This window comes from Nesterenkonia sandarakina (assembly GCF_014138825.1).
In the GTDB taxonomy this organism is placed as follows: Bacteria; Actinomycetota; Actinomycetes; order Actinomycetales; family Micrococcaceae; genus Nesterenkonia; species Nesterenkonia sandarakina.
Window position 1 is genome coordinate 478,323 of the sequence record NZ_JACJIH010000001.1, and the last position, 24,000, is coordinate 502,322.

General features: G+C 66.0%; 23 protein-coding genes and 2 tRNA genes. 18 read left to right on the plus strand and 7 right to left on the minus strand.

Going from position 1 to position 24,000, the window contains the following annotated elements; genetic code table 11:
• The first annotated feature begins 32 nt into the window (after positions 1-32).
• Positions 33-551, plus strand: a complete 519-nt coding sequence (locus HNR24_RS02240; RefSeq protein ID WP_058888982.1) for a hypothetical protein — start codon at positions 33-35, stop codon at positions 549-551.
• Between the two features lie 105 nt (positions 552-656).
• Here HNR24_RS02240 and HNR24_RS02245 read toward each other — a convergent pair.
• A tRNA-Lys gene (locus HNR24_RS02245) sits at positions 657-729 on the minus strand.
• Between the two features lie 291 nt (positions 730-1,020).
• Here HNR24_RS02245 and HNR24_RS02250 point away from each other — a divergent pair.
• The 14 genes from HNR24_RS02250 (at position 1,021) to HNR24_RS02315 (ending at position 13,254) form a co-directional block, all read left to right on the plus strand.
• Positions 1,021-1,094 (plus strand) — tRNA-Pro (locus HNR24_RS02250).
• A gap of 40 nt (positions 1,095-1,134) precedes the next feature.
• Positions 1,135-2,535: a trigger factor gene (gene tig / locus HNR24_RS02255; protein ID WP_058888983.1), complete on the plus strand. Its 1,401-nt coding sequence runs from the start codon at positions 1,135-1,137 to the stop codon at positions 2,533-2,535.
• A gap of 205 nt (positions 2,536-2,740) precedes the next feature.
• Positions 2,741-3,349, plus strand: coding sequence for an ATP-dependent Clp protease proteolytic subunit (locus HNR24_RS02260; RefSeq protein WP_036476421.1), 609 nt, complete (start codon positions 2,741-2,743; stop codon positions 3,347-3,349).
• A gap of 66 nt (positions 3,350-3,415) precedes the next feature.
• Positions 3,416-4,084, plus strand: coding sequence for an ATP-dependent Clp protease proteolytic subunit (locus tag HNR24_RS02265; protein ID WP_058888984.1), 669 nt, complete (start codon positions 3,416-3,418; stop codon positions 4,082-4,084).
• Positions 4,085-4,208: 124 nt separating this feature from the next.
• Positions 4,209-5,501, plus strand: a complete 1,293-nt coding sequence (gene clpX / locus HNR24_RS02270) for an ATP-dependent Clp protease ATP-binding subunit ClpX (RefSeq protein ID WP_058888985.1) — start codon at positions 4,209-4,211, stop codon at positions 5,499-5,501.
• Between the two features lie 136 nt (positions 5,502-5,637).
• Positions 5,638-6,948, plus strand: a complete 1,311-nt coding sequence (locus HNR24_RS02275; RefSeq protein ID WP_058888986.1) for an extracellular solute-binding protein — start codon at positions 5,638-5,640, stop codon at positions 6,946-6,948.
• On the plus strand, positions 6,945-7,955 hold the full coding sequence (locus HNR24_RS02280; protein WP_182494889.1) for a carbohydrate ABC transporter permease: 1,011 nt from the start codon (positions 6,945-6,947) through the stop codon (positions 7,953-7,955). Before HNR24_RS02275 ends, HNR24_RS02280 begins: the two co-directional genes overlap by 4 nt.
• Positions 7,956-7,957: 2 nt before the next feature.
• The gene (locus tag HNR24_RS02285; RefSeq protein ID WP_182494890.1) at positions 7,958-8,809 is read left to right on the plus strand and encodes a carbohydrate ABC transporter permease; all 852 of its coding nucleotides are present in this window, start codon (positions 7,958-7,960) and stop codon (positions 8,807-8,809) included.
• 21 nt (positions 8,810-8,830) lie between these two features.
• Positions 8,831-10,078, plus strand: a complete 1,248-nt coding sequence (locus HNR24_RS02290) for an ABC transporter ATP-binding protein (protein WP_182494891.1) — start codon at positions 8,831-8,833, stop codon at positions 10,076-10,078.
• 143 nt (positions 10,079-10,221) lie between these two features.
• Positions 10,222-10,608, plus strand: a complete 387-nt coding sequence (gene gcvH, locus HNR24_RS02295) for a glycine cleavage system protein GcvH (RefSeq protein ID WP_058888990.1) — start codon at positions 10,222-10,224, stop codon at positions 10,606-10,608.
• 36 nt (positions 10,609-10,644) lie between these two features.
• A complete protein-coding gene (locus HNR24_RS02300) occupies positions 10,645-11,088 on the plus strand; it encodes an FHA domain-containing protein (RefSeq protein ID WP_182494892.1) in 444 nt (147 codons plus the stop codon).
• A gap of 91 nt (positions 11,089-11,179) precedes the next feature.
• Entirely contained in the window at positions 11,180-11,938 is a 759-nt protein-coding gene (ftsR, locus tag HNR24_RS02305; protein ID WP_083504901.1) for a transcriptional regulator FtsR, read from the plus strand.
• 14 nt (positions 11,939-11,952) lie between these two features.
• Positions 11,953-12,456 carry a bifunctional nuclease family protein gene (locus HNR24_RS02310; RefSeq protein WP_182494893.1) on the plus strand — a complete coding sequence of 168 codons (504 nt, stop codon included), beginning with the start codon at positions 11,953-11,955 and terminating at the stop codon, positions 12,454-12,456.
• 192 nt (positions 12,457-12,648) lie between these two features.
• Positions 12,649-13,254, plus strand: coding sequence for a MerR family transcriptional regulator (locus HNR24_RS02315; RefSeq protein ID WP_182494894.1), 606 nt, complete (start codon positions 12,649-12,651; stop codon positions 13,252-13,254).
• Positions 13,255-13,346: 92 nt separating this feature from the next.
• Here the strand turns inward: HNR24_RS02315 and HNR24_RS02320 are convergent, their stop codons facing one another.
• Both HNR24_RS02320 and HNR24_RS02325 read right to left on the minus strand, forming a co-directional pair.
• Positions 13,347-14,132 carry a ParA family protein gene (locus tag HNR24_RS02320; protein WP_058889458.1) on the minus strand — a complete coding sequence of 262 codons (786 nt, stop codon included), beginning with the start codon at positions 14,130-14,132 and terminating at the stop codon, positions 13,347-13,349.
• Between the two features lie 65 nt (positions 14,133-14,197).
• On the minus strand, positions 14,198-14,527 hold the full coding sequence (locus HNR24_RS02325) for a putative quinol monooxygenase (RefSeq protein ID WP_179442623.1): 330 nt from the start codon (positions 14,525-14,527) through the stop codon (positions 14,198-14,200).
• Between the two features lie 160 nt (positions 14,528-14,687).
• Between HNR24_RS02325 and HNR24_RS02330 the strand changes: the two genes are divergently transcribed.
• Both HNR24_RS02330 and HNR24_RS02335 read left to right on the plus strand, forming a co-directional pair.
• Complete coding sequence (locus HNR24_RS02330) at positions 14,688-16,136, plus strand: mycothione reductase (protein WP_182494895.1); 1,449 nt, start codon at positions 14,688-14,690, stop codon at positions 16,134-16,136.
• A 281-nt stretch (positions 16,137-16,417) separates the two neighbouring features.
• Positions 16,418-17,020 carry a mycothiol-dependent nitroreductase Rv2466c family protein gene (locus HNR24_RS02335; RefSeq protein ID WP_182494896.1) on the plus strand — a complete coding sequence of 201 codons (603 nt, stop codon included), beginning with the start codon at positions 16,418-16,420 and terminating at the stop codon, positions 17,018-17,020.
• A 119-nt stretch (positions 17,021-17,139) separates the two neighbouring features.
• Here the strand turns inward: HNR24_RS02335 and HNR24_RS02340 are convergent, their stop codons facing one another.
• Entirely contained in the window at positions 17,140-17,904 is a 765-nt protein-coding gene (locus HNR24_RS02340) for an SDR family oxidoreductase (protein WP_182494897.1), read from the minus strand.
• A gap of 81 nt (positions 17,905-17,985) precedes the next feature.
• Here HNR24_RS02340 and valS point away from each other — a divergent pair, with 81 nt between their 5' ends.
• Positions 17,986-20,673: a valine--tRNA ligase gene (gene valS / locus HNR24_RS02345; RefSeq protein ID WP_182494898.1), complete on the plus strand. Its 2,688-nt coding sequence runs from the start codon at positions 17,986-17,988 to the stop codon at positions 20,671-20,673.
• A gap of 113 nt (positions 20,674-20,786) precedes the next feature.
• On the opposite strand, the gene HNR24_RS02350 is transcribed toward valS, so the two are convergent.
• The 3 genes from HNR24_RS02350 to HNR24_RS02355 all read right to left on the minus strand — a co-directional run bounded on the left by HNR24_RS02350 (position 20,787) and on the right by HNR24_RS02355 (position 23,446).
• On the minus strand, positions 20,787-21,494 hold the full coding sequence (locus HNR24_RS02350) for an MgtC/SapB family protein (RefSeq protein ID WP_182494899.1): 708 nt from the start codon (positions 21,492-21,494) through the stop codon (positions 20,787-20,789).
• Between the two features lie 81 nt (positions 21,495-21,575).
• Positions 21,576-21,707 (minus strand): putative transporter small subunit, encoded by a 132-nt coding sequence (locus HNR24_RS13765; RefSeq protein ID WP_218849701.1) that lies wholly within the window; start codon positions 21,705-21,707, stop codon positions 21,576-21,578.
• Positions 21,704-23,446 carry a sodium:solute symporter family protein gene (locus tag HNR24_RS02355; RefSeq protein ID WP_182494900.1) on the minus strand — a complete coding sequence of 581 codons (1,743 nt, stop codon included), beginning with the start codon at positions 23,444-23,446 and terminating at the stop codon, positions 21,704-21,706. Before HNR24_RS02355 ends, HNR24_RS13765 begins: the two co-directional genes overlap by 4 nt.
• Between the last annotated feature and the right edge of the window lie 554 nt (positions 23,447-24,000).

Sequence of the window (24,000 nt, forward strand, 5' to 3'; positions counted from 1 at the left end):
TCAACCAAGCCCCCGCGAGAGTAGAGGCATCGATGGTCATCGTCACCGAGCGCAGCCAGCCGGAACAGCACCTGGTCGACGCCCTGCGGGCCAGCTTCGACGCCTCGGTGATGAACTTCGGGTCCTACAACATCCTCTGCACGGTGGACCGGCTGGGGGTCCCGGCCAAGGAGGGCGCTGCACGGGCCTGGGGCGGCTCCCTGCTGCTGGTGGGCTACCGGCGTGAGCCGGTGGAGATCGTGCTGTGTCCCGTGGATCTCGACGACGCTCTGGACCGGGTCCGGTTGCTGCGCCAGGGGATGGAACCAGGTCCTGCCGCAGGCGCCGTCCCCACCTTGGTCAACCTCACCAACCTCGCCGGCATGGCGTCGCAGGACAATGTCGTGGAGGTGGCCCTCTCCACCGGTCGTCGGATGAAGCTTGACCTGCATGGGCAGGTGCGATTCGACCAGTTCCCTGAGATAGCGCTGCACCAGCGCCGCGACGTCGAGGACTTCTATGAGTTCATCGACTACTTCATGGATGTCGTGGAGCGGATGAACGCGGCCTAGGGCCGGGGCCCGTCAGGGTGCCTGGGCATGAAAAAGGCCGCCGGGCTACGAGATGAACTCGTGGTCCGACGGCCTGTTCCTGATCCAGCGCCTGGTCGTGAAAAGTGGGCCCCTCGGGACTCGAACCCGAAACCTGCAGATTAAGAGTCTGATGCTCTACCAATTGAGCTAGAGGCCCTTGAAGACAAGCGCTGTATTCACTTTCGCCGCACCGCATCTCTGCAGGGCAACGACATAGAACTCTAGCACCAGGTCGGCGGGCACGCCAATCCGCGGGCAGTGACCGTGGTCTCACCTCGCGAGCCCGCCAGTGCTCAGCGCGGCACGGGCGCTTCACCGGTTCATCGGGGCCCGCAGCGGCAGGATTCGCCGCCCTGGGGGAGGACACGGTACTGTAGACCGGTCCGCCTGAAGTCCTCATGCAGGGCTGCCATCTACTGGCAGTCACATCACAGGACGGGCAGTCGATCGGGGTGTAGCTCAGCTTGGTAGAGCGCGCGCTTTGGGAGCGTGAGGCCGCAGGTTCAAATCCTGTCACCCCGACAGCAGACGATTCACCAGTCATCGATCAGGAGCCCCACACGTGGTCAAGAGCACCGTAGAGAATCTGAATCCGACCCGCGTCAAGCTCACCGTTGAGGTGACTTCCGAGGAGCTGGAACCGAAGATCAAGGCGGCATACAAGAGCATCGCCGAGCAGGTCCAGGTCCCAGGCTTCCGCAAGGGCAAGGTGCCGGCTCCGATCATCGATCAGCGCGTCGGTCGCGAGTACGTCATCCAGCAGGCCATCAACGATGGCCTCAACGACTTCTACCAGCAGGGCCTGGCCGAGGCTGACCTCGCGCCGCTCTCCCGTCCCGAGGTTGAGATCGAAGAGATCCCGGACGTGAAGACCAACGAAGGTGTGCTCAAGTTCACCGGCGAGCTGGACATCAAGCCCGTCATCGAGCTGCCCGAGTACTCCGGCCTCGAGGTCGAGGTCGAGTCCCGCTCGGCAGACGAGTCCGCAGTCCAGGAGCAGCTCGACGAGCTGCGCGGCCGCTTCGGCACCCTCAAGGACGTCGAGCGCCCGGCCGCAAAGGATGACTTCGTCACCATCGACCTGGTCGCCACCGTCGGCGAGGAAGAGGTCGACACCGCATCGGGTCTGTCCTACCAGGTCGGCGCGGGAACCATGCTCGAGGGCATCGACGAGGCCCTCGAGGGCCTCTCCGCCGGCGAGGACGCCACGTTCGAGACCACCCTGGCCGGTGGCGAGCACTCGGGCGAGACCGCATCGGTGAAGGTCACGCTGCAGGCCGTGAAGGAGCGCGAGCTCCCCGAGGCCGACGACGAGTTCGCCCAGCTGGCCTCGGAATTCGACACCATCGAGGAGCTGCGCGCCGATCTGAAGTCCAAGGCTGAGGAGAACCTCGTCGTGGAGCAGGGCATCGAGGCGCGCGACAAGGTCCTGGAGAAGCTCATGGAGCTCATCGAGGTCCCCGTGCCGGAGTCCGTGGTCGCCGAGCAGGTGGAGCAGCACTTCGCCTCCCAGGGACACACCCCCGGTGATGATCACGACACCGAGGAGCACCGCGAGGAGCTCTCCAAGCAGACCGCCGACGCCTTCCGCAATGAGCTCGTCCTCGACGAGATCGCGCAGAAGGAAGAGATTGGCGTCGAGCAGAGCGAGGTCATCGAGTACATCGTCTCCACCGCCTCGCAGTACGGCATGGAGCCGAACCAGTTCGCGCAGATGCTCGACCAGGCCGGGCAGGTTCCGATGATCATGGGTGAGGTGCGCCGTCGCAAGGCGCTGGCCAAGGTGCTCGAGCTCGCGGTGGTCAAGGACGCCGAGGGCAACGTTGTGGACCTGACCGACTTCGTGACCCCCGCCGGTGACGAGGACGAGGCAGAGCCGGCCGCAGCGGAGAACGCTGAGGTCGAGACCAGCGAGACCGAGACTGAGAAGTCCGAGGCCGCAGAGGACACCAAGCAGAGCTGATCCAGCTCCTGACTGCACAGCGGGGCCCCACCGTATCGGTGGGGCCCCGCTGTGCGTTGAGCCTTCTGCTCTTGAGTCGAAACCGTGTGCCAACAGCGAACAGTCCCGCACCAGGGGCTCTCACGGCCCGGGTGAACCAGTAATGTTCTTGCCGAGGGCACTGCACGTGCCGACCCAGTTTGACCCACCAGTGGAGGATGAGTCCATGACCCAGAGCCTGCCGAGCATGTCCAGCGTGGATCCCGCGTCCCGCGACGACTACATCTACAACCGTCTGCTCAAAGAACGGATCATCTGGCTCGGTTCAGAGGTTCGCGATGACAACGCCAACGCCATCTGTTCCCAGCTGCTGCTTCTCTCCGCCGAGGACACCGAGAAGGACATCTACCTCTACATCAACTCCCCGGGCGGGTCCGTCACGGCGGGGATGGCGATCTACGACACCATGAAGTTCATCCCGAACGACATCGTCACCGTCGCCACCGGCCTGGCCGCCTCGATGGGGCAGTTCCTGCTGTCCTCGGGCACCCCCGGCAAGCGCTTCGCCACTCCGCATGCACGCATCCTGATGCACCAGCCCTCAGGCGGCATCGGCGGCACCGAGTCCGACGTTCGGATCCAGGCGCAGCTGATCCAGCACATGAAGCAGGTGATGGCGGAGCTCACCGCCGAACAGACCGGTCAGAGCCTCGAGACGATCCTGCGGGACAACGCGCGTGACAAGTGGTTCACCGCAGAGGATGGCCTGGAGTACGGCTTCTTCGACAAGATCGCCCAGCGGTCTTCCACCGTCTCCGGCGGCGGGGGAGTCTGATCCCCTGACGGGAGCAGACCAGCCTCAGCCCACGATTCGCACCAGGACCACAGGAGCACATCTGATATGAACCCCCTTGATCATTCGGCCCCCGGCCTCCCCTCGGCTCAGCCCAGCGGCCCCGGCATGCCTGACTCGCGCTATATCCTCCCCTCCTTCGAAGAGCGGACGCCCTACGGCTTCAAGCGTCAGGACCCCTACGCGAAGCTCTTCGAGGACCGCATCGTGTTCCTGGGCAGCCAGGTCGACGACGCCTCCGCAGATGACATCATGGCGCAGCTGCTCGTGCTGGAGTCGATGGATTCCGAGCGTGACATCACGCTCTACATCAACTCTCCGGGCGGCTCATTCACAGCCATGACTGCCATCTACGACACGATGCAGTTCGTCCGGCCGCACATTCAGACGGTCTGCCTGGGACAGGCAGCCTCCGCCGCGGCGGTGCTGCTGGCCGCAGGCACCCCGGGCAAGCGCCTGGCCCTGCCCAACGCTCGCGTGCTGATCCACCAGCCGGCCGTCGGGGGCACCCGCGGCACCGCCACCGACCTGCAGATCCAGGCCGACGAGGTCCGCCGGATCCGCACCTGGATGGAAGAGGTGCTCGGGGACCTCACGAAGAAGTCCGCGGATGAGATCGCCGAGGACATCGATCGTGACAAGTTCCTCTCTGCAGCGGCTGCGAAGGACTATGGCCTCGTCGATGAGGTCCTGGCCTCCCGCAAGCTTCCGCTCTGAGGCCCTCACGCTGAATCACGAGACCCGTTCGGGGACGTTCCATGGGAACGTCCCCGAACGTGTCGGTGCCCTGAAGTACGCTATATCTTGAATGCACATCAGTTCTTAAGGGGATCCCACGTCCATGGCACGCATCGGTGAGAGCGCAGATCTGCTCAAGTGCTCGTTCTGCGGCAAGAGCCAGAAGCAGGTCCGGTACAAGCTGATCGCCGGGCCCGGCGTCTACATCTGCGACGAATGCATCGAGCTCTGCAACGAGATCATCGAGGAGTACCTCAACGAGGTCCAGGAGCCCGATGACTTCGAGTTGCCGAAGCCCCGCGAGATCTACGCGTTCCTCGACGAGTATGTGGTCGGTCAGGACAGGGCCAAGCGCACTCTCTCGGTGGCCGTGCACAACCACTACAAGCGCATCCAGGCCACAGGCTCGGCGACCAAGACCACCTCCCTGGAGAAGGGTCCCCTGGACGACGTCGAGATCGGCAAGTCCAACATCATGATGGTGGGCCCGACCGGCTCCGGGAAGACCTACCTGGCCCAGTCGCTGGCCCGGAAGCTGCAGGTGCCCTTCATCGTCGCCGACGCCACCAGCCTCACCGAGGCCGGCTATGTCGGTGAGGATGTGGAGAACATCCTGCTGAAGCTGATCCAGGCCGCGGATGGGGACGTCAAGAAGGCCGAGCAGGGGATCATCTACATCGATGAGATCGACAAGATCTCCCGGAAGTCTGAGAATCCCTCGATCACCCGGGACGTCTCCGGTGAGGGGGTCCAGCAGGCGCTGCTGAAGATCCTGGAAGGAACCGTGGCCTCGGTGGCCCCGCAGGGCGGGCGCAAACACCCGCAGCAGGAGTTCATCCAGATCGACACCTCGAACATCCTGTTCATCGTCGCCGGCGCCTTCGCCGGCCTCGAGGAGCTCATCGAGTCCCGCGCTGGACGCAAGGGGATCGGCTTCGGCGCACCGCTGTCCACGATCACCAAGAGCGAGGCCAGCTATGCCGACGTGGAACCCGAGGACCTGCATAAGTTTGGACTGATCCCGGAACTGATCGGGCGGCTCCCGGTGATCGCCACCGTGGAGCAGCTTGACGCCGCAGCCCTCACCGACATCCTCACCAAGCCGCGCAACGCGCTGGTCAAGCAGTATCAGAAGATCTTCTCCATCGACGGGATCGAGCTTGAGTTCACCCCGGAGGCCCTTGGCGCCGTGGTGGAGCAGGCCGAGCTGCGCGGCACCGGTGCCCGCGGCCTGCGCTCGATCCTGGAGAACGTGCTGGGACCTGTGATGTTTGAGCTTCCCTCGCGGGACGACATCGCCTCGGTGACCATCACCGGGGAGGTCGTCCGTGAGGGTGCCGAGGCTGAGCTGGTCACCCTCTCCGAGGCCAAGAAGTTCCGCAAGAAGTCTGCCTGACCTGCCTCTTCCCTCTCTTCTCAGAGCCTGTCTATTTGCTGTACAGGAGCTGAGGTGTAGGCTCGATCACACGTAGTGGCCTAGGCCACATCAAGTGACCGGGCCACTGCGCCGGGTGACGAGAGGTGGAAGATTCATGGGCGAATCGCAGGGCTCCCCGCGCAGGGGACGGAAGGTTCGGGCAGCCGGCACCGCACTCGCGGCGGCCATCCTGCTGAGCGGCTGCTCCGACAGTGAGGACGTGCCGGTCCTCACCTGGTACATCAACCCCGACGACGGCGGCCAGGCCACCCTCGCGCAGCTCTGCACCGAGGAGGCCGAGGGTGCCTACGAAATACGCACCTCGCTGCTGCCAGCAGACGCGCCCTCCCAGCGCGAACAGCTTGCCCGCCGTCTCGCGGCCAACGACTCCTCGCTGGACATCATGTCGCTGGACCCGCCGTTCATCCCCGAACTGGCAGAGCCCGGGTTCCTCGCACCGGTCCCGGACGATGTCGCCGAGCGCACCACCGAGGACACCCTGGAGGGTGCCCTCGCCGGGGCGATGTGGAACGACGAACTGGTCACCGTTCCGTTCTGGGCCAACACCCAGCTGCTCTGGTACCGCGAATCCGTGGTCGAGGAAGCCGGACTCGATATGGACGAGCCGGTCACCTGGGACCAGGTGATCGAGACCGCGATGGAGCAGGACAAGCTGCTCGGCGTCCAAGGGACCCGCGCCGAATCCATGACCGTGTGGGTCAACGCCTTGGTGGAGTCCCAGGGCGAGTCGATCCTGGCCAACCCCGAGGCTCCCGCAGTGGATCTTCAGACCAACCTGGACACCGAGGTCGGAAGCCGTGCGGCAGAGGTGATCTCCCTGATCGGCAGCGAAGGCCTGGCAGGTCCCGGTGTGGCCTCCATGGATGAGAACCAGTCGATGCTGCTCTTCCAGGGAGATTCCGGATCCTTCATGGTCAACTGGCCCTTTGTCTGGGCCGCGACCAACGCCGCCGCCGAAGAAGGTGTGGTGGACGAGGGGCTCGTCGACGACATCGGCTGGGCACAGTATCCAAGGGTGGTCGAGGACACCGCCTCAGCTCCTCCGCTGGGGGGGATCAACTTGGGCGTGGGTGCCGACTCGGAGAATCAGGAGCTCGCCTTCGAGGCCATCGAGTGCATCGTGGCTCCAGAGAACCAGACCGAATACTTCATCACCAACGGCAACCCGCCATCCTCTGAGGCGGCGTATGAAGACCCTGCCCTGGAGGACGATTTCCCGATGGCCGACGCCATCCGGGAGGCGCTGGAGAACGCGGCACCCAGGCCGCAGACCCCCTTCTACAACGAGATCTCCACCGCGATCCAGCAGGAATTCACCCCCATCTCCGGGGTCAGCGCAGAACAGACTCCCGCCCAGACCGATGCATTCATCGTTGAAGTCCTCCGAGGGGAGCGTCTCCTGTGACAACCGCACCTGAAACCTCGCGGCGGCAGAGGCGCGAAGCCGCCGCATCGTCCAACGGCAAGGCCGCCGATCGCAAGAACGGCGCCGGTGCCAAGCGGAGCAACCGGGCGAAGTCCGAGGCACGTCTGGGCTGGCTCATCGCCGGACCGGCATTCTTCATCATGCTCGCGGTCACCGCATATCCGATCGCTCAGGCGATCTACGACTCGATGTTCTCCTTCCGACTGACATCGCCGGATGACCGATCCTTCGTCTTTCTGCAGAACTACATGACGATCCTCTCTGACACGGAGGTCTTCTGGTCTGCACTGGGAGTCACGGTCCTGGTCACTGTGGTCACCGTGGCGGTGGAGCTGGTGCTCGGCTTCGCTCTGGCGCTGGTCATGCACAAGGCGCTGAAGCGGATCCGCGGACCGCTGCGCACCGCAATCCTCGTGCCCTACGGCATCATCACCGTGGTCTCCGCCTTCGCCTGGTACTACATGTTCGACATCAACTCAGGCTTCGTGAACAACTGGTTCGGCTGGGTCCCAGGCATCGACAGCGACCTCGACTGGTTCGCCAACTTCGGCACCGCCATCACCGTGATCATGGCCTCGGAGATCTGGAAGACCACCCCATTCATCGCGCTGCTGCTGCTGGCCGGACTCGCGCAGGTGCCCGATGAGCTGGTCGAAGCCGCCAAGGTCGACGGTGCCAGCTGGCGACAGCAGATGACCCGGGTGATTCTTCCGAACATGAAGGCCGCCATCATGGTCGCGGTGCTCTTCCGGGCCCTGGACGCTTTCCGAATATTCGACAACGTCTTCATCATGACCAATGGTGCCGCCAATACGGAGGTGCTCTCCCTGTTGGCCTATCGGACCTCCATCGGGCGGCTCGAGATCGGACTGGGCTCCGCCGTCTCGGTGATCCTCTTCGTCTGTGTCCTGCTGATCTGCTTCATCGCGATCAAGTTCTTCAAGGTCGATCTCGCCAGCGGCACCGATGCAAAGGGAGGTAAGTAGAGATGGCCGCCAACGGCAAGCTCACCGGAAAGCAGCGCCTGGGTTGGACCGTGCTGACCGTCGTCGTCCTGGTCTACGCGCTCTTTCCGGTGGCCGCGATTCTGGCGACCAGCTTCAAAACTCAGGCGGACCTGGGCAACGCGTCCTTCCTCCCCACAAATTGGACCTGGGACAACTACCGGATGATCCTGGTCGGCGACGCGCAGGAGCTCTTCCTCACCGCCTTCCGCAACTCGATCGGGATCACACTGATCGCCACCTTCATCGCGGTGGTGCTGGCCACGCTGTGCGCCTACGCCATCGCTAGGCTGAACTTCCCGGGCAAGAAGATCATCCTGGGCACCGCCCTGGCGGTGTCGATCTTCCCGGTGATCTCGGTGGTCACCCCGCTGTTCAACCTCTGGCGCAACATCGGGCTCTACGACACCTGGCTCGGCCTGATCATCCCGTACCTGTCGCTGACTCTGCCGATCTCGATCTGGACCCTGGCTGCGTTCTTCCGGCAGATCCCTTGGGACCTGGAGCAGGCAGCGCAGGTGGACGGCGCCACCCAGTGGCAGGCGTTCCGCCGGGCCATCGTTCCGCTGGCGATGCCCGGGGTCTTCACCACCGCCATCATCGCCTTCTTCATCGCCTGGAACGACTTCGTCTACGGTATATCCCTGACCTCCACCGAAGCCGCCAGACCGGTGCCCGCGGCGCTGGCCTTCTTCACCGGCGCCTCCCAGTTCGAGGAACCCACCGGCGCGATCTCCGCCGCTGCCATCATCGTGACCATCCCCGTCGTCGTCCTGGTGCTGCTCTTCCAGCGCCAGATCGTCTCCGGACTGACCCAGGGCGCCGTCAAGGGCTGAGTAGATAAGGACTCCACTGAAATGTCATCCATCACGCTGCAGCATCTCGTCAAGAAATACGACGACGGCTTCCCGGCCGTCAACGACATCTCCATCGACATCGAGGACGGCGAGTTCATCATCCTGGTGGGGCCCTCCGGCTGCGGAAAGTCCACGCTGCTGCGCATGATCGTGGGCCTCGAGGACATCACCGAGGGGGACCTGCTCATCGGTGGGGAGCGGGTCAATGAGAAGGCCCCTCGGGAACGCAACCTCGCCATGGTGTTCCAGAGCTACGCGCTCTACCCGCACCTGACCGTGTTTGAGAACATCGCGTTCCCGATGCGACTGACCAAGGGGCAGTTCACCAAGGAGCAGATCGACGAGAAGGTGCGCCACGCGGCGACCATGCTCGAGCTCACCGAGCACCTGGAGCGCAAACCGGCGAACCTCTCCGGCGGTCAGCGGCAGCGCGTGGCCATGGGTCGCGCGATCGTGCGCGAGGCCGATGCCTTCCTCTTCGATGAGCCGCTGTCCAACCTTGACGCCAAGCTCCGCGGTCAGATGCGCGCGGAGATCGCCCGGCTCCAGCGCGAGCTGAACACCACCAGTGTCTACGTCACCCATGATCAGACCGAAGCGATGACGCTGGGCGACCGGGTCGCCGTGCTGAAGAAGGGCCTGCTGCAGCAGATCGCCTCCCCGCGGGAGCTCTACGAACAGCCGGCCAATCTCTTCGTGGCCGGATTCATCGGCTCGCCCTCGATGAACTTCCTGCCCGGCACCGTGGAGGGCAACATCTTCTCCACCCCGCTGGGCAAGATCGAGATCCCGGACCGGGCGGCGAAGGCCGGCGCAGGACGCGAGATCGTCCTGGCGGGCATCCGACCGGAGTTCTTCGACGACGCCTCCCAGCTCGGTGAGGCGCAGCTCTCGAAGGGCACCACCTTCACCGCGGAGATCAGCCACAGCGAGTGGATGGGCAACGAGCAGTACGCCTATGTCTCCTATGAGACCGACGAACGGGTGCAGGAGACGCTGCGCAACCTGGCCGAGGAGATGGACGCCGATGAGCTGCGCACCCAGCTTGTGGTGGAGGTCGATGCGACCTCTCGGTTCCGCAGCGGGGACACCGCCGAGCTCTGGCTCGACACCCGTCGGATGCACCTCTTCGACCCGGCCACCGGTGAGAACCTGACCCGAGACGCGGAGGCCGGCGCCGAGCTGACACGCGAGGCCCGCGAGGACCGCAAGCGCGACGCCGAGAGGTTCGTCGCCAAGCAGGCCTGAGCTGAGCCTGGCCTGGTCATACCCCCAGGCCAGTCCGGGGTGCTAAGTTATTCGCAGACAGACCTGAGGCCCAGCAGGTCGGCCCGCCGATGGCGGACCGACCTGTCACGCCACCATCACCGGCCCAAGAGTGGAGCGCCACCATGAGCACCGTGCCCGAAGAGTTCAAGTACAGCGCCGAACACGAGTGGATCGGCACCACCGCGGATGCCCAGGTGGTGCGGGTGGGCATCACCGACTTCGCCCAGGACGCCCTCGGCGAGGTCGTCTACGTGGAGCATCCCGAGGTTGGGGCCAGTGTGGCGGCGGGAGATGTGGTCGGGGAGGTCGAGTCCACCAAGTCGGTCTCAGACATCTTTGCACCGGTGGCGGGGGAGATCGTGGCGGTCAACGCCGACCTCGATGAGAATCCCGGTGCGGTGAACTCCGCCCCCTATGCGGCGGGCTGGCTCTTCGAGATCAAGCTGGCAGAATCCGCAGGGACGGACTCGCTGCTCTCCGCCGAGGACTATAAAAAGCAAGTAGGCTGAAGGCCGCCAACATGCGGGCCGGCGAGAGGAGGCGACGTGGACAACACGCGAGAACATGAGAACGGGCAGAGTGCTGCCGAGACGACGAGCATCTCGCTGCCACCAGCCGATGCCCACCCGGGCGAGCCTCATCTCTCAGATGATGACAAGCAGGCCATTGCGGCGCTGCCCAGGAACTCAGCGCTGTTGATCGCGCACAGCGGGGCCAATCAAGGAGCCAGGTTCCTGCTGGACCAGGATGTGACCACCGTCGGGAGGCACCCGGAGGCAGGGATCTTCCTGGACGACGTCACCGTCTCCAGGCGCCACGTGGAGCTCACCCGCCAGGGAGTGAGCTTTCAGATACGGGATCTCGGAAGCCTCAACGGCACCTACGTGAACCACGATCGTGTGGACGAGTACACGCTGAAGCCCGGCGATGAGGTGCAGATCGGGAAGTTCCGGCTCACCTTCTACGCCGGATCCAGAGAATCCGACTGACCGGTGATCCGAGATCCCAGGGCGAACCGGTGGGGAACGTTATCCTGATGGCGATGACGTTCCTTCCCCGCAGCTCGAAAGAGGCCCCGCAGTGAGTGCTTCACCCGCGCCGAAGCCGAAACCGGCGACGACCTCGACCGCGCGCGCCGCCACCCACGTCTTCACCATCTCCGAGGTGCTGCGTGAGCTGCAGAACGAGTTCCCGGACCTGACCGCGTCGAAGCTGCGCTTCCTCGAGGAACGCGACCTTGTCGAGCCCGCCCGCACTGCGAGCGGGTACCGCAAGTATTGTGCAGCCGATGTGGAGCGGCTTCGGTTCATCCTGGCCCTGCAGCGCGACCGCTACATGCCGCTGGATGTCATCAAGCAGACCATGGATGCCATCGATTCGGGCGAGACCGCCGAGGCGCTGCCGCAGGCCGCACCGGTGGGGCCCCGTGAGGTCACCGAGGAGATGGCCGCCCAGATCACCGGACGGATCCGGCCGATGTCTCGCAAAGAGCTGCGCGCGCACTCCGGCGCCACCCGGGGCATGCTCGACACCCTGGAGAAGTTTCGGATCATCCAGGCGGACAGCGACGGCAACTACAGCCATCACGACCTCAAGGCCGTCAAGGCCGTCCGTGTACTGGCACGCTACGGGCTGGAGCCGAAGCACCTGGTCAACATCCGGCGCTCCGCGGACAACGAACTGGACCTGATCTCCCGGGCCATGGCTCCGCATGCCGCTCGAAAGGACACTGCCGCCCGTGCCCGGGTCGCAGAGTCCTCCAAGGAGATGCTGCAGTGCCTGAAGGACCTGCGCGCCTCGATCATGGACACCTCAGTCGAGCAGTTGGACAAGAACTGACCTAGACTTAAGCCATGGAGAGCCAGCTGGTGCCGCTGGATGTCGTGGGGGTTCGGATCGAGCTCCCATCGAATCAGCCTGTAGTGGTGCTCCGGGGTGCTGAACCGGGCCTTGAGAACCTCCATGTGGCGGTCCTGGTAGGACCGGCCGAGGCGAATGCGATCGCGATGGCCATGGAGAAGAAGGTCCCGCCCCGCCCGATGACCCATGATCTGCTCTCGGAGGTCATCACCAGACTCGGCTCAGGGGTCCGGTCGGTGGAGATCGGCATGCTGGATGCCTCGACCTACCGGGGCACCATCATCTTGGGCAATGGCCGCAGCTTCGATGCTCGAGCATCAGATGCCATCGCAGTGGCGGTCCGGGTGCAATGCCTGGTCACGATGGACCGGGAGATGCTCACCCGGGTGGGGATCACGCCGAGGACCGCGGCCACCGGTCAGCGTCCCATCTCTGAGGATGAGATCAAGGAGTTCCGCCGGTTCCTGGATAGTGCGGAGCCGGAGGATTTCGAGTGAAACCGGCCTATGGCCGGGGTATGACTAGTGCAATCTCACGACACGCCGTAGAGTAAATTTCAAATGTCTTTGACCCTGCACCCCTGCAGGAATACCGTCAGGGGACAAGGTTTCCGCGTGCACCCCACGCGCCGCCCTCGCGGTGTGGGATGCGCTTCCCCAGCGGAGTCCAGCACTTCAGGAGGCTACCAGGTGGGTCCAGAATCGCACGCGGGACATGAGCGTGTACGGCCAGGACATGCGGCTGCCCAGCAGCCCCTGTTCAGCGACGGCCTGCCCGAGCTCGATGAGGAGCTGGGCTACCGCGGTCCCGTGGCCTGCGCCGCCGCGGGCATCACCTACCGTCAGCTGGACTACTGGGCACGCACCAAGCTGGTACAGCCTTCGATGCGCAACGCCGCCGGCTCCGGCTCCGCCCGGCTCTATTCCTTCCGCGACGTCCTGGTGCTCAAGGTGGTCAAGCGGCTTCTGGACACCGGGGTCTCCCTGCAGCAGATCCGCTCAGCGATCGAACATCTGCGTGAGCGCGGCGTGGATGACCTTGCGCAGATCACCCTGATGTCAGATGGTGCCTCGGTCTATGAGTGCACCTCCGCCGACGAGGTCATCGACCTGGTCCAGGGCGGCCAGGGCGTCTTCGGCATTGCTGTGGGTCGAGTCTGGCGCGAGGTGGAGGCCAGCCTGGTGGAGCTCCCGCGTGAGCGCACCGAACCCGATGCGATCCCAGAGCTCGAGGCCTTCGGCCCCGTCGGAGATGAGCTGGCCCAGCTCAGGGCCCGCCGCTCCCAGGCCTCCTAGCCCTCATCTTCATTCCCCTCGGGGGACACAGAAAAAGGACCGCCCCGCTGAGGGGTGGTCCTTTTGTCTGTATCAGCTGCGGTGACGGGAGCTCAGGCGAGCTGGGTGAGCAGCTGATCAAAGGATTTGGCCAGGTCCCGGACCTGGTCGCCGGGCCACTGATGCACCGGGTACGCGGCGCCCTGGATCTGCTGCCAGAAGGGGTTCTCCTCCAGCACGGGCAGCATCAGCTTGTCCTTATAGAGCCGCTCCATCTCCAGAAGCCGGTACTCATGCTCGGTGGAATCCGCCCGTGCCCGGTTGACCACCACACCGGCCGACTTCAGCTGCGGGGCGTATTCGTTGGAGAACATCCGGATGGCGCGCATCGTGCGTTCGGTGCCGGCGACGGAGAACAGGCTCGGCTCGGCCACCAGCAGCACACCGCTGGACGCCGCCCAGCCGATCCGGGTCAGCCCAGCCAGCGAGGGCGGGCAGTCGATCAGGACCAGGTCGTATCCGGTGACCCGGTCCAACAGCAGCCGAAGCCGGCGCATGTCGCGGGGCCGGATGTCTGGACGGTCGAAGGCCGCGGACAGCGCGGAGCCCACGACGACGTCCAGCGTGGCCTGGGCGCGGTGCTCCTTGGGCAGCAGGTCGACCCAGCCGGAGCGCACCACGTGGTCGTTCAGGTCCGCGCGCTTGGCGTCACGCAGCAGCTGTCCGGCCTCGGTGCCGGTGCCCCGAGTGACCGCAAGTCCGGTGGTGGAGTCCGCGTGAGGGTCGAGGTCGACGACAAGGGTTCGCACCCCCTGATGGAGAGCGGCCGAGGCAAGGCCCATCGTGACCGAGGTCTTACCGACCCCGCCTTTCAGACTGGAAACACTCAAGATCTGCACGGTATCCATCATAGGGATGATCTGCGGTGTTCCTCACCCCGGCGCTCCGCGCGGTGCAGGTCAGATCAGTTGATCTGCATCTCACCCATCTCTTCCCAACCCTCACCGTCGATCTGGCGCGAGATGATCTTCGGGGTCGACACCAGGGCCTGCGCCATGGCCCCCTCGGAGCTCACGGCCTGCTGGAAGTGTGCAGACTCCACGTGCGGGCCGGCGGCGTCGTCGTCGAAGGCTTCGATGAGCACGTACTCGTTGGGGTCCTCCACGCTGCGGGACCACTCGAACCACTTATTGCCCGGCTCTGCCCGGGTGGCCTGGGTGAACTCCGCGGTGATGGCCGGCCACTGCTCGGCGAACTCCGGCTTGACCTGGAATTTCACGACGATGAAGATCACGGGCTGCTCCTTGGTATAGCGAATCGGGTGACGGGCCCCGGGCGCTGCGGCGGATCCGCGCAGACCGGGGGGCCCTCCCAGGACAACCGAGCAGAAGGTGCAGGGATTCCCGCCTCGGCCCGCGTGCAGATCGCCCAGCGGGGGAGTCTAGGATTGCCGCATGGCCCACTATGACCTCTCCATCATCGGCTCCGGCTCCGGGAACTCCCTGATCACGCCCTTCTGGGATGACAAGCGCGTCGTCCTGGCGGACAAGGGCTCCGGGAGCACGGCGGCCTTCGGCGGCACCTGCCTGAACGTGGGCTGCATCCCCACGAAGATGTTCGTCCGCCCCGCCGCGCTGGCCCGCGGCCCGGAGGAGGCCGCCCGGCTCAACCTGACCCAGGAGACCACCGCGGTGGACTTCCCCGCCATGCGGGACCGGATCTTCTCCCGCGTCGACGCCATCTCGGCGGGTGGACGGCACTATCGGGAGGTGGAGTTAGAGCATGTGGACCTCGTGGCCGAGCAGGTCAGGCTCACCGGGGACCTCCGCCAGCCGCCCTTTGCATTCGTCTCTGACTCTGGTGTCCGCGCCGAAGCCGATCAGCTGGTCATCGCCGCCGGGTCCCGGCCCACGCTGCCCCAGGTCCCCGGAATCGAGCTGCCCGGGGTGCACACCTCGGACAGCGTCATGCGCATCGAGCAGCAGCCGCAGAAGCTGCTCGTCATCGGCGGGGGCTACATCGCCTGCGAGTTCGCCGGGATCTTCTCCGGCCTGGGCACCGAAGTGATCCAGGTCAATCGCAGCCACGGGCTGATGAAGGCGATGGACACCGAGATCTCCACAGCCTTCTCCACAGAGGCTGAGCGGAACTGGACCGTGCACTACGAGCGCACGCTGAGCAGGATCGTCGAGCACGGAGCAGGACTGCGCGCCGAGCTGGTCAGCTCCGACGGCCGGGTCGAGCACCACGACGTGGACGCGGTCCTGGTGGCCATCGGCCGCACCCCGAACACCGACCTGATCGGCGCGGCAGAGGCCGGGCTCGACCTGCACCCCGATGGCCGCCTCGCGGTGGATGAGTACCAGCGGGTCCTCATCCAGGGTGAACCGGTGGCCGGTCTCTACGCCCTGGGTGACATCAGCTCCGAGGCGATGCTCAAGCATGTGGCGAACCACGAGGCCCGGGTGGTCGCCCACAATCTGGAGCATCCCGAGCGGATCCGGGCGTCCCGGCAGGACGTGATCCCCTCGGCGATCTTCTCCTTCCCCGAGATGGCCCAGGTGGGTCTCACCGAGGCCCAGGCGGTGGACACGATCGGGGAGGACCACGTCACCACCAAGGTCCAGAACTACGGCGACACCGCCTATGGCTGGGCGATGGAGGACGGGCACGGCATCTTCAAGGTGATCGCAGACCGCCGCAGCGGGCAGATCCTCGGCGCCCACGTCATGGGCTACCAGGCCTCGAACCTGATCCAGCCGATCATCCAGGCGATGAGCTTCGGCCAGGACGCCTATACCGCCGCCCGCGGCCAGTACTGGATCCATCCCGCGCTGATGGAGGTCACCGAGAACGCGCTGCTCGGTCTTGAGGTCCCGATCCCGGAGGACGCGCCGCTGTGACCTCGCGGGCCTGAGCTGTCATCGGTCCTCCTCGAGGCCCACTATGGGTGCCGCCCGGACGGCCAGGCGGACCGTCCCGCTGAACCACGCCTGGTTCCTCAACGAGCGCCACGCCGCGCCCCCGCGGGCTGGCCCAGGAATGGAATCTGCGCGGCCCCGGTTGGGAGGATGAGAAACACCATCTGCGGCGCAGGCGTCTTCCGGATGCGCGCCGCAGCTGATCCGAACGAACACTGATCCGTGCGCGGCGGCCAAGCGCCCCGCGCCGAGAGGAGCCCTTCATGGCTGAACGCGTCGATTTCTGGTTTGACCCGCTGTGCCCCTTCGCCTGGGTGACATCGCGCTGGATCCTGGAGGCCGAGAAGGTCCGCGACATCGAGGTCCACTGGAACGTGATGAGCCTCGGCGTGCTCAACGAGGACAAGAACCCCGCACCGGCCGAGGACCCCGAGCAGCTCTCCCGCTGGATCCCGGCCCGCACCGCCACCGCCGTCGCGCTCAAGCATGGCGAGGACAAGGTCGGCGAGTTCTACACCGCAGCGGGCACCGAGATCCACAACAACGGGAACAAGGACTTCGAGGCCGCCACGCTCAACGCACTGCGCGCGGTGGGCCTGGACGAGGACCTGCTGGCAGAGGCCAAGACGGATAAGAACGACGCCGAGATGCGCGCCTCCCACGAGAAGGGCATCTCCCTGGTCGGTCAGGACGTGGGCACCCCGATCGTCGCCTTCCAGGGCACCGCGTTCTTCGGGCCCGTGCTGACCCGGATTCCCCGCGGCGAGGACGCCGGCGTGGTCTTCGACGGCGCGGTGGCCCTGGCCCAGTTCCCGTACTTCTTCGAGCTCAAGCGCTCCCGCACGGAGTCCCCAGCCTTCGACTGATCCAGGCTCCCATCTGCGAGAAAACTCAGCAGAGGGCACCACACGACGACGCCGGCGCGGGCTCAGAGGCTCGCGCCGGCGTCGTCGTCGGTTCTGGTCGGCTCAGGCAGGGGGAGTGGTCACTCCTCGCGGATCACCTTGTGCTGGGCGGCCTGGGCCACCGGGCGGACCACCACCTGGTCGAGGTTCACGTGGTGGGGCAGCGTGACCGCGTCGGCGATCACCTCGGCGATGTCCTCGGCCAGCAGCGGTCGCTTGACCCCGCGGTAGACCGCCTGGGCCGCCGCGACGTCTCCGCGCAGCCGCTTGGCGGTGAACTCCTCGGTGGCGACCATGCCGGGCAGCACCTCGATCACGCGGATGTTGTGCTCGGCCTCCTCCAGACGCAGCGCCCCGGTGAGCGCGTGCTCGCCGAACTTCGCCGCGTTGTACCCCGCCCCGCCTTCATAGGCGGTGATGGCGGCTGTGGAGGTCACGGTGAGGATCGTGCCCTCGCCGTGGGCGCGCAGCATCGGGATGAACGCCTGGATCATGTTCAGCGCGCCGAGCACATTGACCTCATACATCCAGCGCCAGTCCTCGGGCCTGCCCTCGGCCACCGGGTCTATCCCCAGTGCCCCGCCGGCGTTGTTGATCAGCGTGTCGATGCCGCCGGCCGCGGTGACCTCCTCCAGGGCCGCGGCGACCTGCTCGGGATCGGTGACGTCACAGATGATCGGAATGATCCCCTCCTGCTCGGCGAGGCTCTCGAGCTTCTCGGCACGCCGGGCGACGGCGAAGACCCGCCACCCCTCGGTGGTGAGACGGTGCGCAGTGGCCGCGCCGATCCCGGAGGAGGCGCCGGTGACCAAGGCGCTGCGGGGGGAGACATCAGTCTGAATCATGGGCTCAGCCTAGTGAGCACGGTCTCTGCAGAGAACCGGGGGTTCAGTATGTGACACTTCCGTCGTGAGAGAATGGCCAGCATGGCTGATCAGACCCCGGGCACAGACGCGCCCGCCACCGACACCCTTTCCGCAGACTCCTCCCACGGCACCACCGCGCCGAAGACCCCGGTGGTCCCGGACCGTCCGGCGCTGGAGGGCCTCGAGGAGAAGCTCCACACCGCCTGGCAGGCTGAGGAGATCTACCACTTCGACGAGGACACCGAGCGCGCCGAGGTGTACTCCATCGACACCCCGCCGCCCACTGCCTCCGGGTCCCTGCACGTGGGCCACATGTTCTCCTACACGCAGACCGATGTCATGGCACGCTTCATGCGGATGACCGGGAAGAACGTGTTCTACCCGCTGGGCTGGGACGACAACGGCCTGCCCACCGAGCGCAGGGTGCAGAACTACTACGGGGTGCGCTGTGACCCCGCCCAGCCCTACGATCCCGACTACACCCCGCCGGAGAAGCCGGCGAAGAACCAGCGGGACTGGGACGCGATCAGCCGGGCGAACTTCATCGAACTCTGCGAGACCCTGACCGTCCAGGACGAGAAGGTCTTCGAGGACCTCTTCTCCCGGCTCGGCCTCTCGGTGGACTGGCGCCAGACCTACCGGACCATCGACGACGACTCCCGCGCCGCCTCCCAGCGGGCCTTCCTGCGCGACATCCACGCCGGGAACGCCTACACCGCGCAAGCCCCGACCCTGTGGGACATCACCTTCCGCACCGCCGTGGCCCAGGCCGAGCTCGAGGCCAAGGAGCACCCCGGGGCGTACCACCGGTACCCGTTCACCGTGAAGGACACCGGGGAGCAGGTCTTCATCGAGACCACCCGACCTGAGCTGCTGCCCTCCTGCGTGGCGCTGGTCGCACACCCCGAGGACGAGCGTTACCAGCACCTCTTCGGCAAGACCGTCATCTCCCCGCTCTTCGACGTCGAGGTCGAGGTCAAGGCGCACGGACTCGCCCAGCCAGACAAGGGCTCCGGGGCGGCGATGATCTGCACCTTCGGTGATATGACCGATGTGACCTGGTGGCGTGAGCTGCAGCTGCCCACTCGCGCGCTGATCGGGCGTGACGGCCGCTTCTCCCGGGAGACCCCGGAGTGGATCAGCTCCGCGCAGGGACAGGCCAACTACGACCAGCTCGCCGGCAAGACGGTGCACTCCGCCAAGGAGGCCGTGGTGGAGCTGCTCAAGGCCGCGGAGCTGCTCGAGGGCGAGCCCAAGAAGATCATGCACGCGGTGCACTTCTACGAGAAGGGCGACAAGCCCCTCGAGGTGGTCACCTCACGGCAGTGGTACATCCGCAACGGCGGGCGCGACGCGGCACGCCGGGAGAAGATGATCGCCCGCGGCAAGGAGATCTCCTGGCACCCGAGCTTCATGCGGTCCCGCTATGAGAACTGGGTGGAGGGCCTCAACGGGGACTGGCTGGTCTCCCGGCAGCGCTTCTTCGGCGTGCCGATCCCGGTCTGGTACCCGCTGAACGCCGACGCCGAACCGGACTACGACAACCCGCTGCTCCCTGATGAGGCGCTGCTGCCGGTGGATCCCGCCTCGGAGGTCCCCGCCGGATTCCAGGAGGCCCAGCGTGGGGCGGCCGGAGGTTTCATCGGTGAGTCCGACGTCCTGGACACCTGGGCCACCTCGGCGATCACCCCGCACATCGCGGGCCGCTGGGAGAAGGACAACGACTTCTTCAACAAGGTCTTCCCCTTCGACCTGCGTCCGCAGGGCCACGACATCATCCGGACCTGGCTCTTCGCCTCCGCCGTGCGCGCGAACTCACTCAACGATTCCGTGCCGTGGACCAACACTGCGATCTCCGGCTGGATCCTGGACCCGGACCGGAAGAAGATGTCCAAGTCCAAGGGCAACGTGGTCGTGCCCACCGAGCCGCTGGAGCAGTTCGGCTCTGACGCGGTGCGCTACTGGGCGGCCTCGGCCAAGCTGGGCGCGGACACCGCCTACGAGGTGGCGCAGATGAAGATCGGGCGCCGCCTGGCGATCAAGCTGCTCAATGCCTCGAAGTTCGCGCTGAACCTGGGCGTGACCGAGGCCCACATCATCACCGACGACGCCGGAGCCGAGGTCCTCACCGAAGCCCTGGACCGCGCCCTGATCGCCGAGCTGCGCACCGTGGTGGACCAGGCCACCAAACACTTCGCGGACTACGACTACGCCCGGGCGCTGCAGCTGGTGGAGTCCTTCTTCTGGTCCTTCACCGATGACTACGTGGAACTGGTCAAGGACCGCGCCTACGGGACCCGCGGCGAACAGGCGCAGGACTCGGTGCTCGCCGCCCTGGCGACCACCCTGGACTCACTGCTGCGGCTCTTCGCCCCGGTGCTGCCCTTCGTCACCGACGAGGTCTGGCGCTGGTGGCGCGAAGGCTCGGTGCACTCGACCCAGTGGCCGTCCACCGCCGGGCTGGAGTCCGTGCAGGGCTCGGCCGGCATGCTGGACTCGCTGGCTCAGGTCCTCTCGGGTCTGCGCAAGGTCAAGTCCGAGGCGAAGGTCAAACAGCGCACCGAGGTGCTCACCGCCACGATCTCCGCACCCGAGGCGACCCTGGCCCACATCGACGCGGCCATCGCCGATGTGCAGGCGGCCACCCGGTCCCGCGCCCTGGAACTTGTGGCGCAGACCGACGGGGCCCAGGCGGTGCTGGTCACCGAGGTGCAGCTCGCCGAGGAGGAACAGCCCGCCCAGGTCTGACCCTCCCCGCGCCCGCCGATGACTCGTAGAGCTGCAGCCGATCCTCGGGCTGCAGCTCTACGATTTTCTGTACAGGCTTGACGTTTCCTTGATCAGCGGTGGGACCGGAGCCCTCAGTCGTTCTCCACGGTGACGGTGTGCACCTCCACGACGCCGTCGAGCTCCTGCAGCGCCTCGAAGAGCTGCTCGCGGCCCACGCGCTGGGTGCGGGTGAAGATCATGGTGGCGTCCACTGCAAAGCCCTCGGCGCGTTCGATCCGCCGGGTGCGCACCAGGCGGGTCTCATATCCCAGCTGCGGGGCGGCCCCGAGGATTTCACGCAGGATCCCGCGACCGTCGGCGTAGCGCACCACGTAGCGTTCGGCGCGATCCCGGCGGGGGAGTCGGCGCACCAGCTTCGTCACCAGGGTGACGGAGAGCATGTAGAACACCACTGTCAGCCCGGCCAGCAGCGGCATCCCCGCACCACAGGCCATCCCCACGGCGGCAGTCACCCAGATCGAGGCGGCGGTGGTCAGTCCGGAGACGGCGTTCTGCCGCACGAAGATCACACCGGCGCCGATGAAGCCGATCCCGCTGACGATCTGCGCGGCGATCCGCGACGGGTCCAGGACGACATCCCCGCCGATCAGATGCGAGAACCCATAGGCGGAGACCAGGGTGAACAGCGCCGAGCCCATGCCGACCAGGATGTGGGTGCGCGCACCAGCGGACTTCTGCCGGATGTCGCGCTCGATCCCGATGGCCGCCGAGAACACGAACGCCAGCGTCAGAAGCAGGATCTGGGTCGGGGCCGTCTCGGGCCAGACGTCGATGCTCACCGGGGCTCCTCTCGGGCTGCCCGATCAGCCTATAGCGGGGTCACCGGGGCCGGACAGCCCCGGTGACCAGCCCGTCTGGCCTCAGATGATGTCCTTCCCGGACCTGCGGGCCTCCTTGAAATCGGTGAAGAAGGCGTAGCCGATCACGCCCATCACCACCAGCACGATCATCGGCCACATCAGGGTGTACAGGGTCAGCGCAAGGGTGCTCATCGGGTGTCTCCCACAGTCGTCGTGTCATGGTTCTCGGGATTGGCTGCACCGGGGGCGCCGGCGTCAGCGGCAGCACCGGTCGCGGTGCCGGGGGCGGCGTCGTCGTCGTCGTCGAAGTTGCCGGTGCGCTGGGCGATCAGCGCGAAGTCGAACTCTGCGGTGGCGCGCACCGACATCGCCCAGCAGACCACGGTGCTCACCGCGTAGGCCACCAGCGAGGCGCTGAGGGTGGCGTAGTCGTGCAGGAAGCCGATCACGAAGGGCGCCGAGACCAGGCCGGCGATCACCGCCACCACCTTCGCGACCCTGACCCCGAAGAAGCCGAAGCACATCAGACCCAGGATCACGGCGATCCCGATCACCGAGAGCACATCCACCAGGATCCCGAGCGCCCCGGAGAGCGGGAACCACTCGAAGCGCACCGGCACGAAGCAGGCCAGCGCCGCGAGCACCGAGACCGTGAACGCCTTATTGGTGACCTTCTTCCAGTAGAAGCTGGCCAGCACGGGAAACACCAGCGCGCCCCAGAGCGCGCCGACGAAGACCAGCAGGTCCAGGATGCTCAGCTGCAGGCTAGCGAAGCTGACCGCCGCCGCGGTGGCCAGCAGCATGGTCACCCGGCCCACCAGCAGCATGGTCCGCGGGTTGGCTCGGCCCTTGCCGGCCACGTTCTGTCCGTAGACGTCGGCCATCATGATCGAAGACATCGCGGCCAGGTCCGAGTCTGCGGTGGAGGACAGCGCGCCGATGATCATCACGAAGAACACCGCCAGCAGCACCGCGGGCAGGTAGCTGGCCGCCATCTCCGGGATGATGTTGTTGGCGTCGCCGTCGGTGGGCTCGAAGCCCAGGTAGAGCGCGAGCACACCGAACATGCCCACCCCGATGACCATCGCGCCATAGCCGATGGTCGCGGTGATGAAGGTCGGCTTGATCAGGTCCTTGCGCACGGCGAAGAGCCGCTGCGCGATGGTCTGGTTGCCGATGGCGTAGGCCAGCACCGCCGCGATGTAAGGGGCGCCCTGGTTCAGGAACGCCTCGGACGAGAAGAAGCTCTGCTGCTCGGCGGAGAGGTTCTGCGCCCCGGTCTCGAAGGCGGAGGGGAAGTCTGCGGCGATGAAGATGAACGGGATGATCACTGCCACCGCTCCGAACATCGCCATGACCTGGATGAAGTCGGTGAGCACCGAGGCGCGGAAGCCGGACCACAGCGTGTAGAGCAGCACCCCGGCGGCCACGGTGAGCACGCCCTGGATGAAGGTGAACGGGGAGAGCATCGCGATCAGCACCCCGCCGGCGATGAAGTTCGACATCAGCGAGATCAGGCTGCCCACCACATTGGAGCCGGCGAGCATCAGCTGGCTGGAGCGGCCGTGCCGGGCGTACATCACCTCGGCGATGCTGTGCGCCTTAGGCGCCACCGCCCGGATGCGCTTGCCGAAGGGGTAGATGAACAAGATCATCAGCGCGCCCCAGAGCCCGTAATGGATGGGCCCGGAGACCCCGTAGGTGTAGCCGGCCTCCGCGGAGGCGTACATCGAGGAGGCCCAGATCCAGGTGGCGGTCATCGACGCCGCCGAGATCCCGAAACCGATCTTGTTCCCCGCCGTCATGTAGGCGTCGGCGTTCTCCTTCTTCTTCCTGATCCGATGCGAGATCAGATAGGTCCCCCCGTAGAAGGCCACCAGCAGCAGCACCACCGTGATGGCGCCGAACTGGACTGCGCTTGCTTCGTTCACGTTCTGTGTTCCCCTCGTTGAGTATCAGTGTTCTCGCTGCAGGCATCTCAGGGCGCGTGCTTCTCAGGGCGCAGGCAGACCAGGCGTCGTGGCGACGCTGCGTGGTGCTGCGATGGACCGGGTCCGCACGTGCGGCTCATATACGCGGGCTGACGCGTCAGCCTCGGCGGAGCTTTGCAGGCGGCGCAGGGCGGTGTCCCCGCACGGTCCCCTCGTGCCAGCCGGGCAGCACCCCTGATGACCTGCGGTCTTTCATGACATCTGGCTCGCAGGGTGTCTTGCCTCGGGGTGAACCCGGCCACAAGCAGTAGACCGTAACACACGGGAATTTCCGGCCCGGGTCGGGCAGGTGGCAGTGGTGCACGCCCCGGATGGGCCGCGGATGGCTCCCCGGGCCAGGACCCAGTAGACTGTCCCCAGCAGCTTTGACCCGGCCATCACCGGTGAGCTTCCGGAAGAACAGGCCCTGCGGCACCCGCTGGCAGGCCTCAGTAGAGCCGGACGGGTAAGCCCGTCACAGCAGTCATGGAGCGGCCCGACGGCGGGTCCCCACC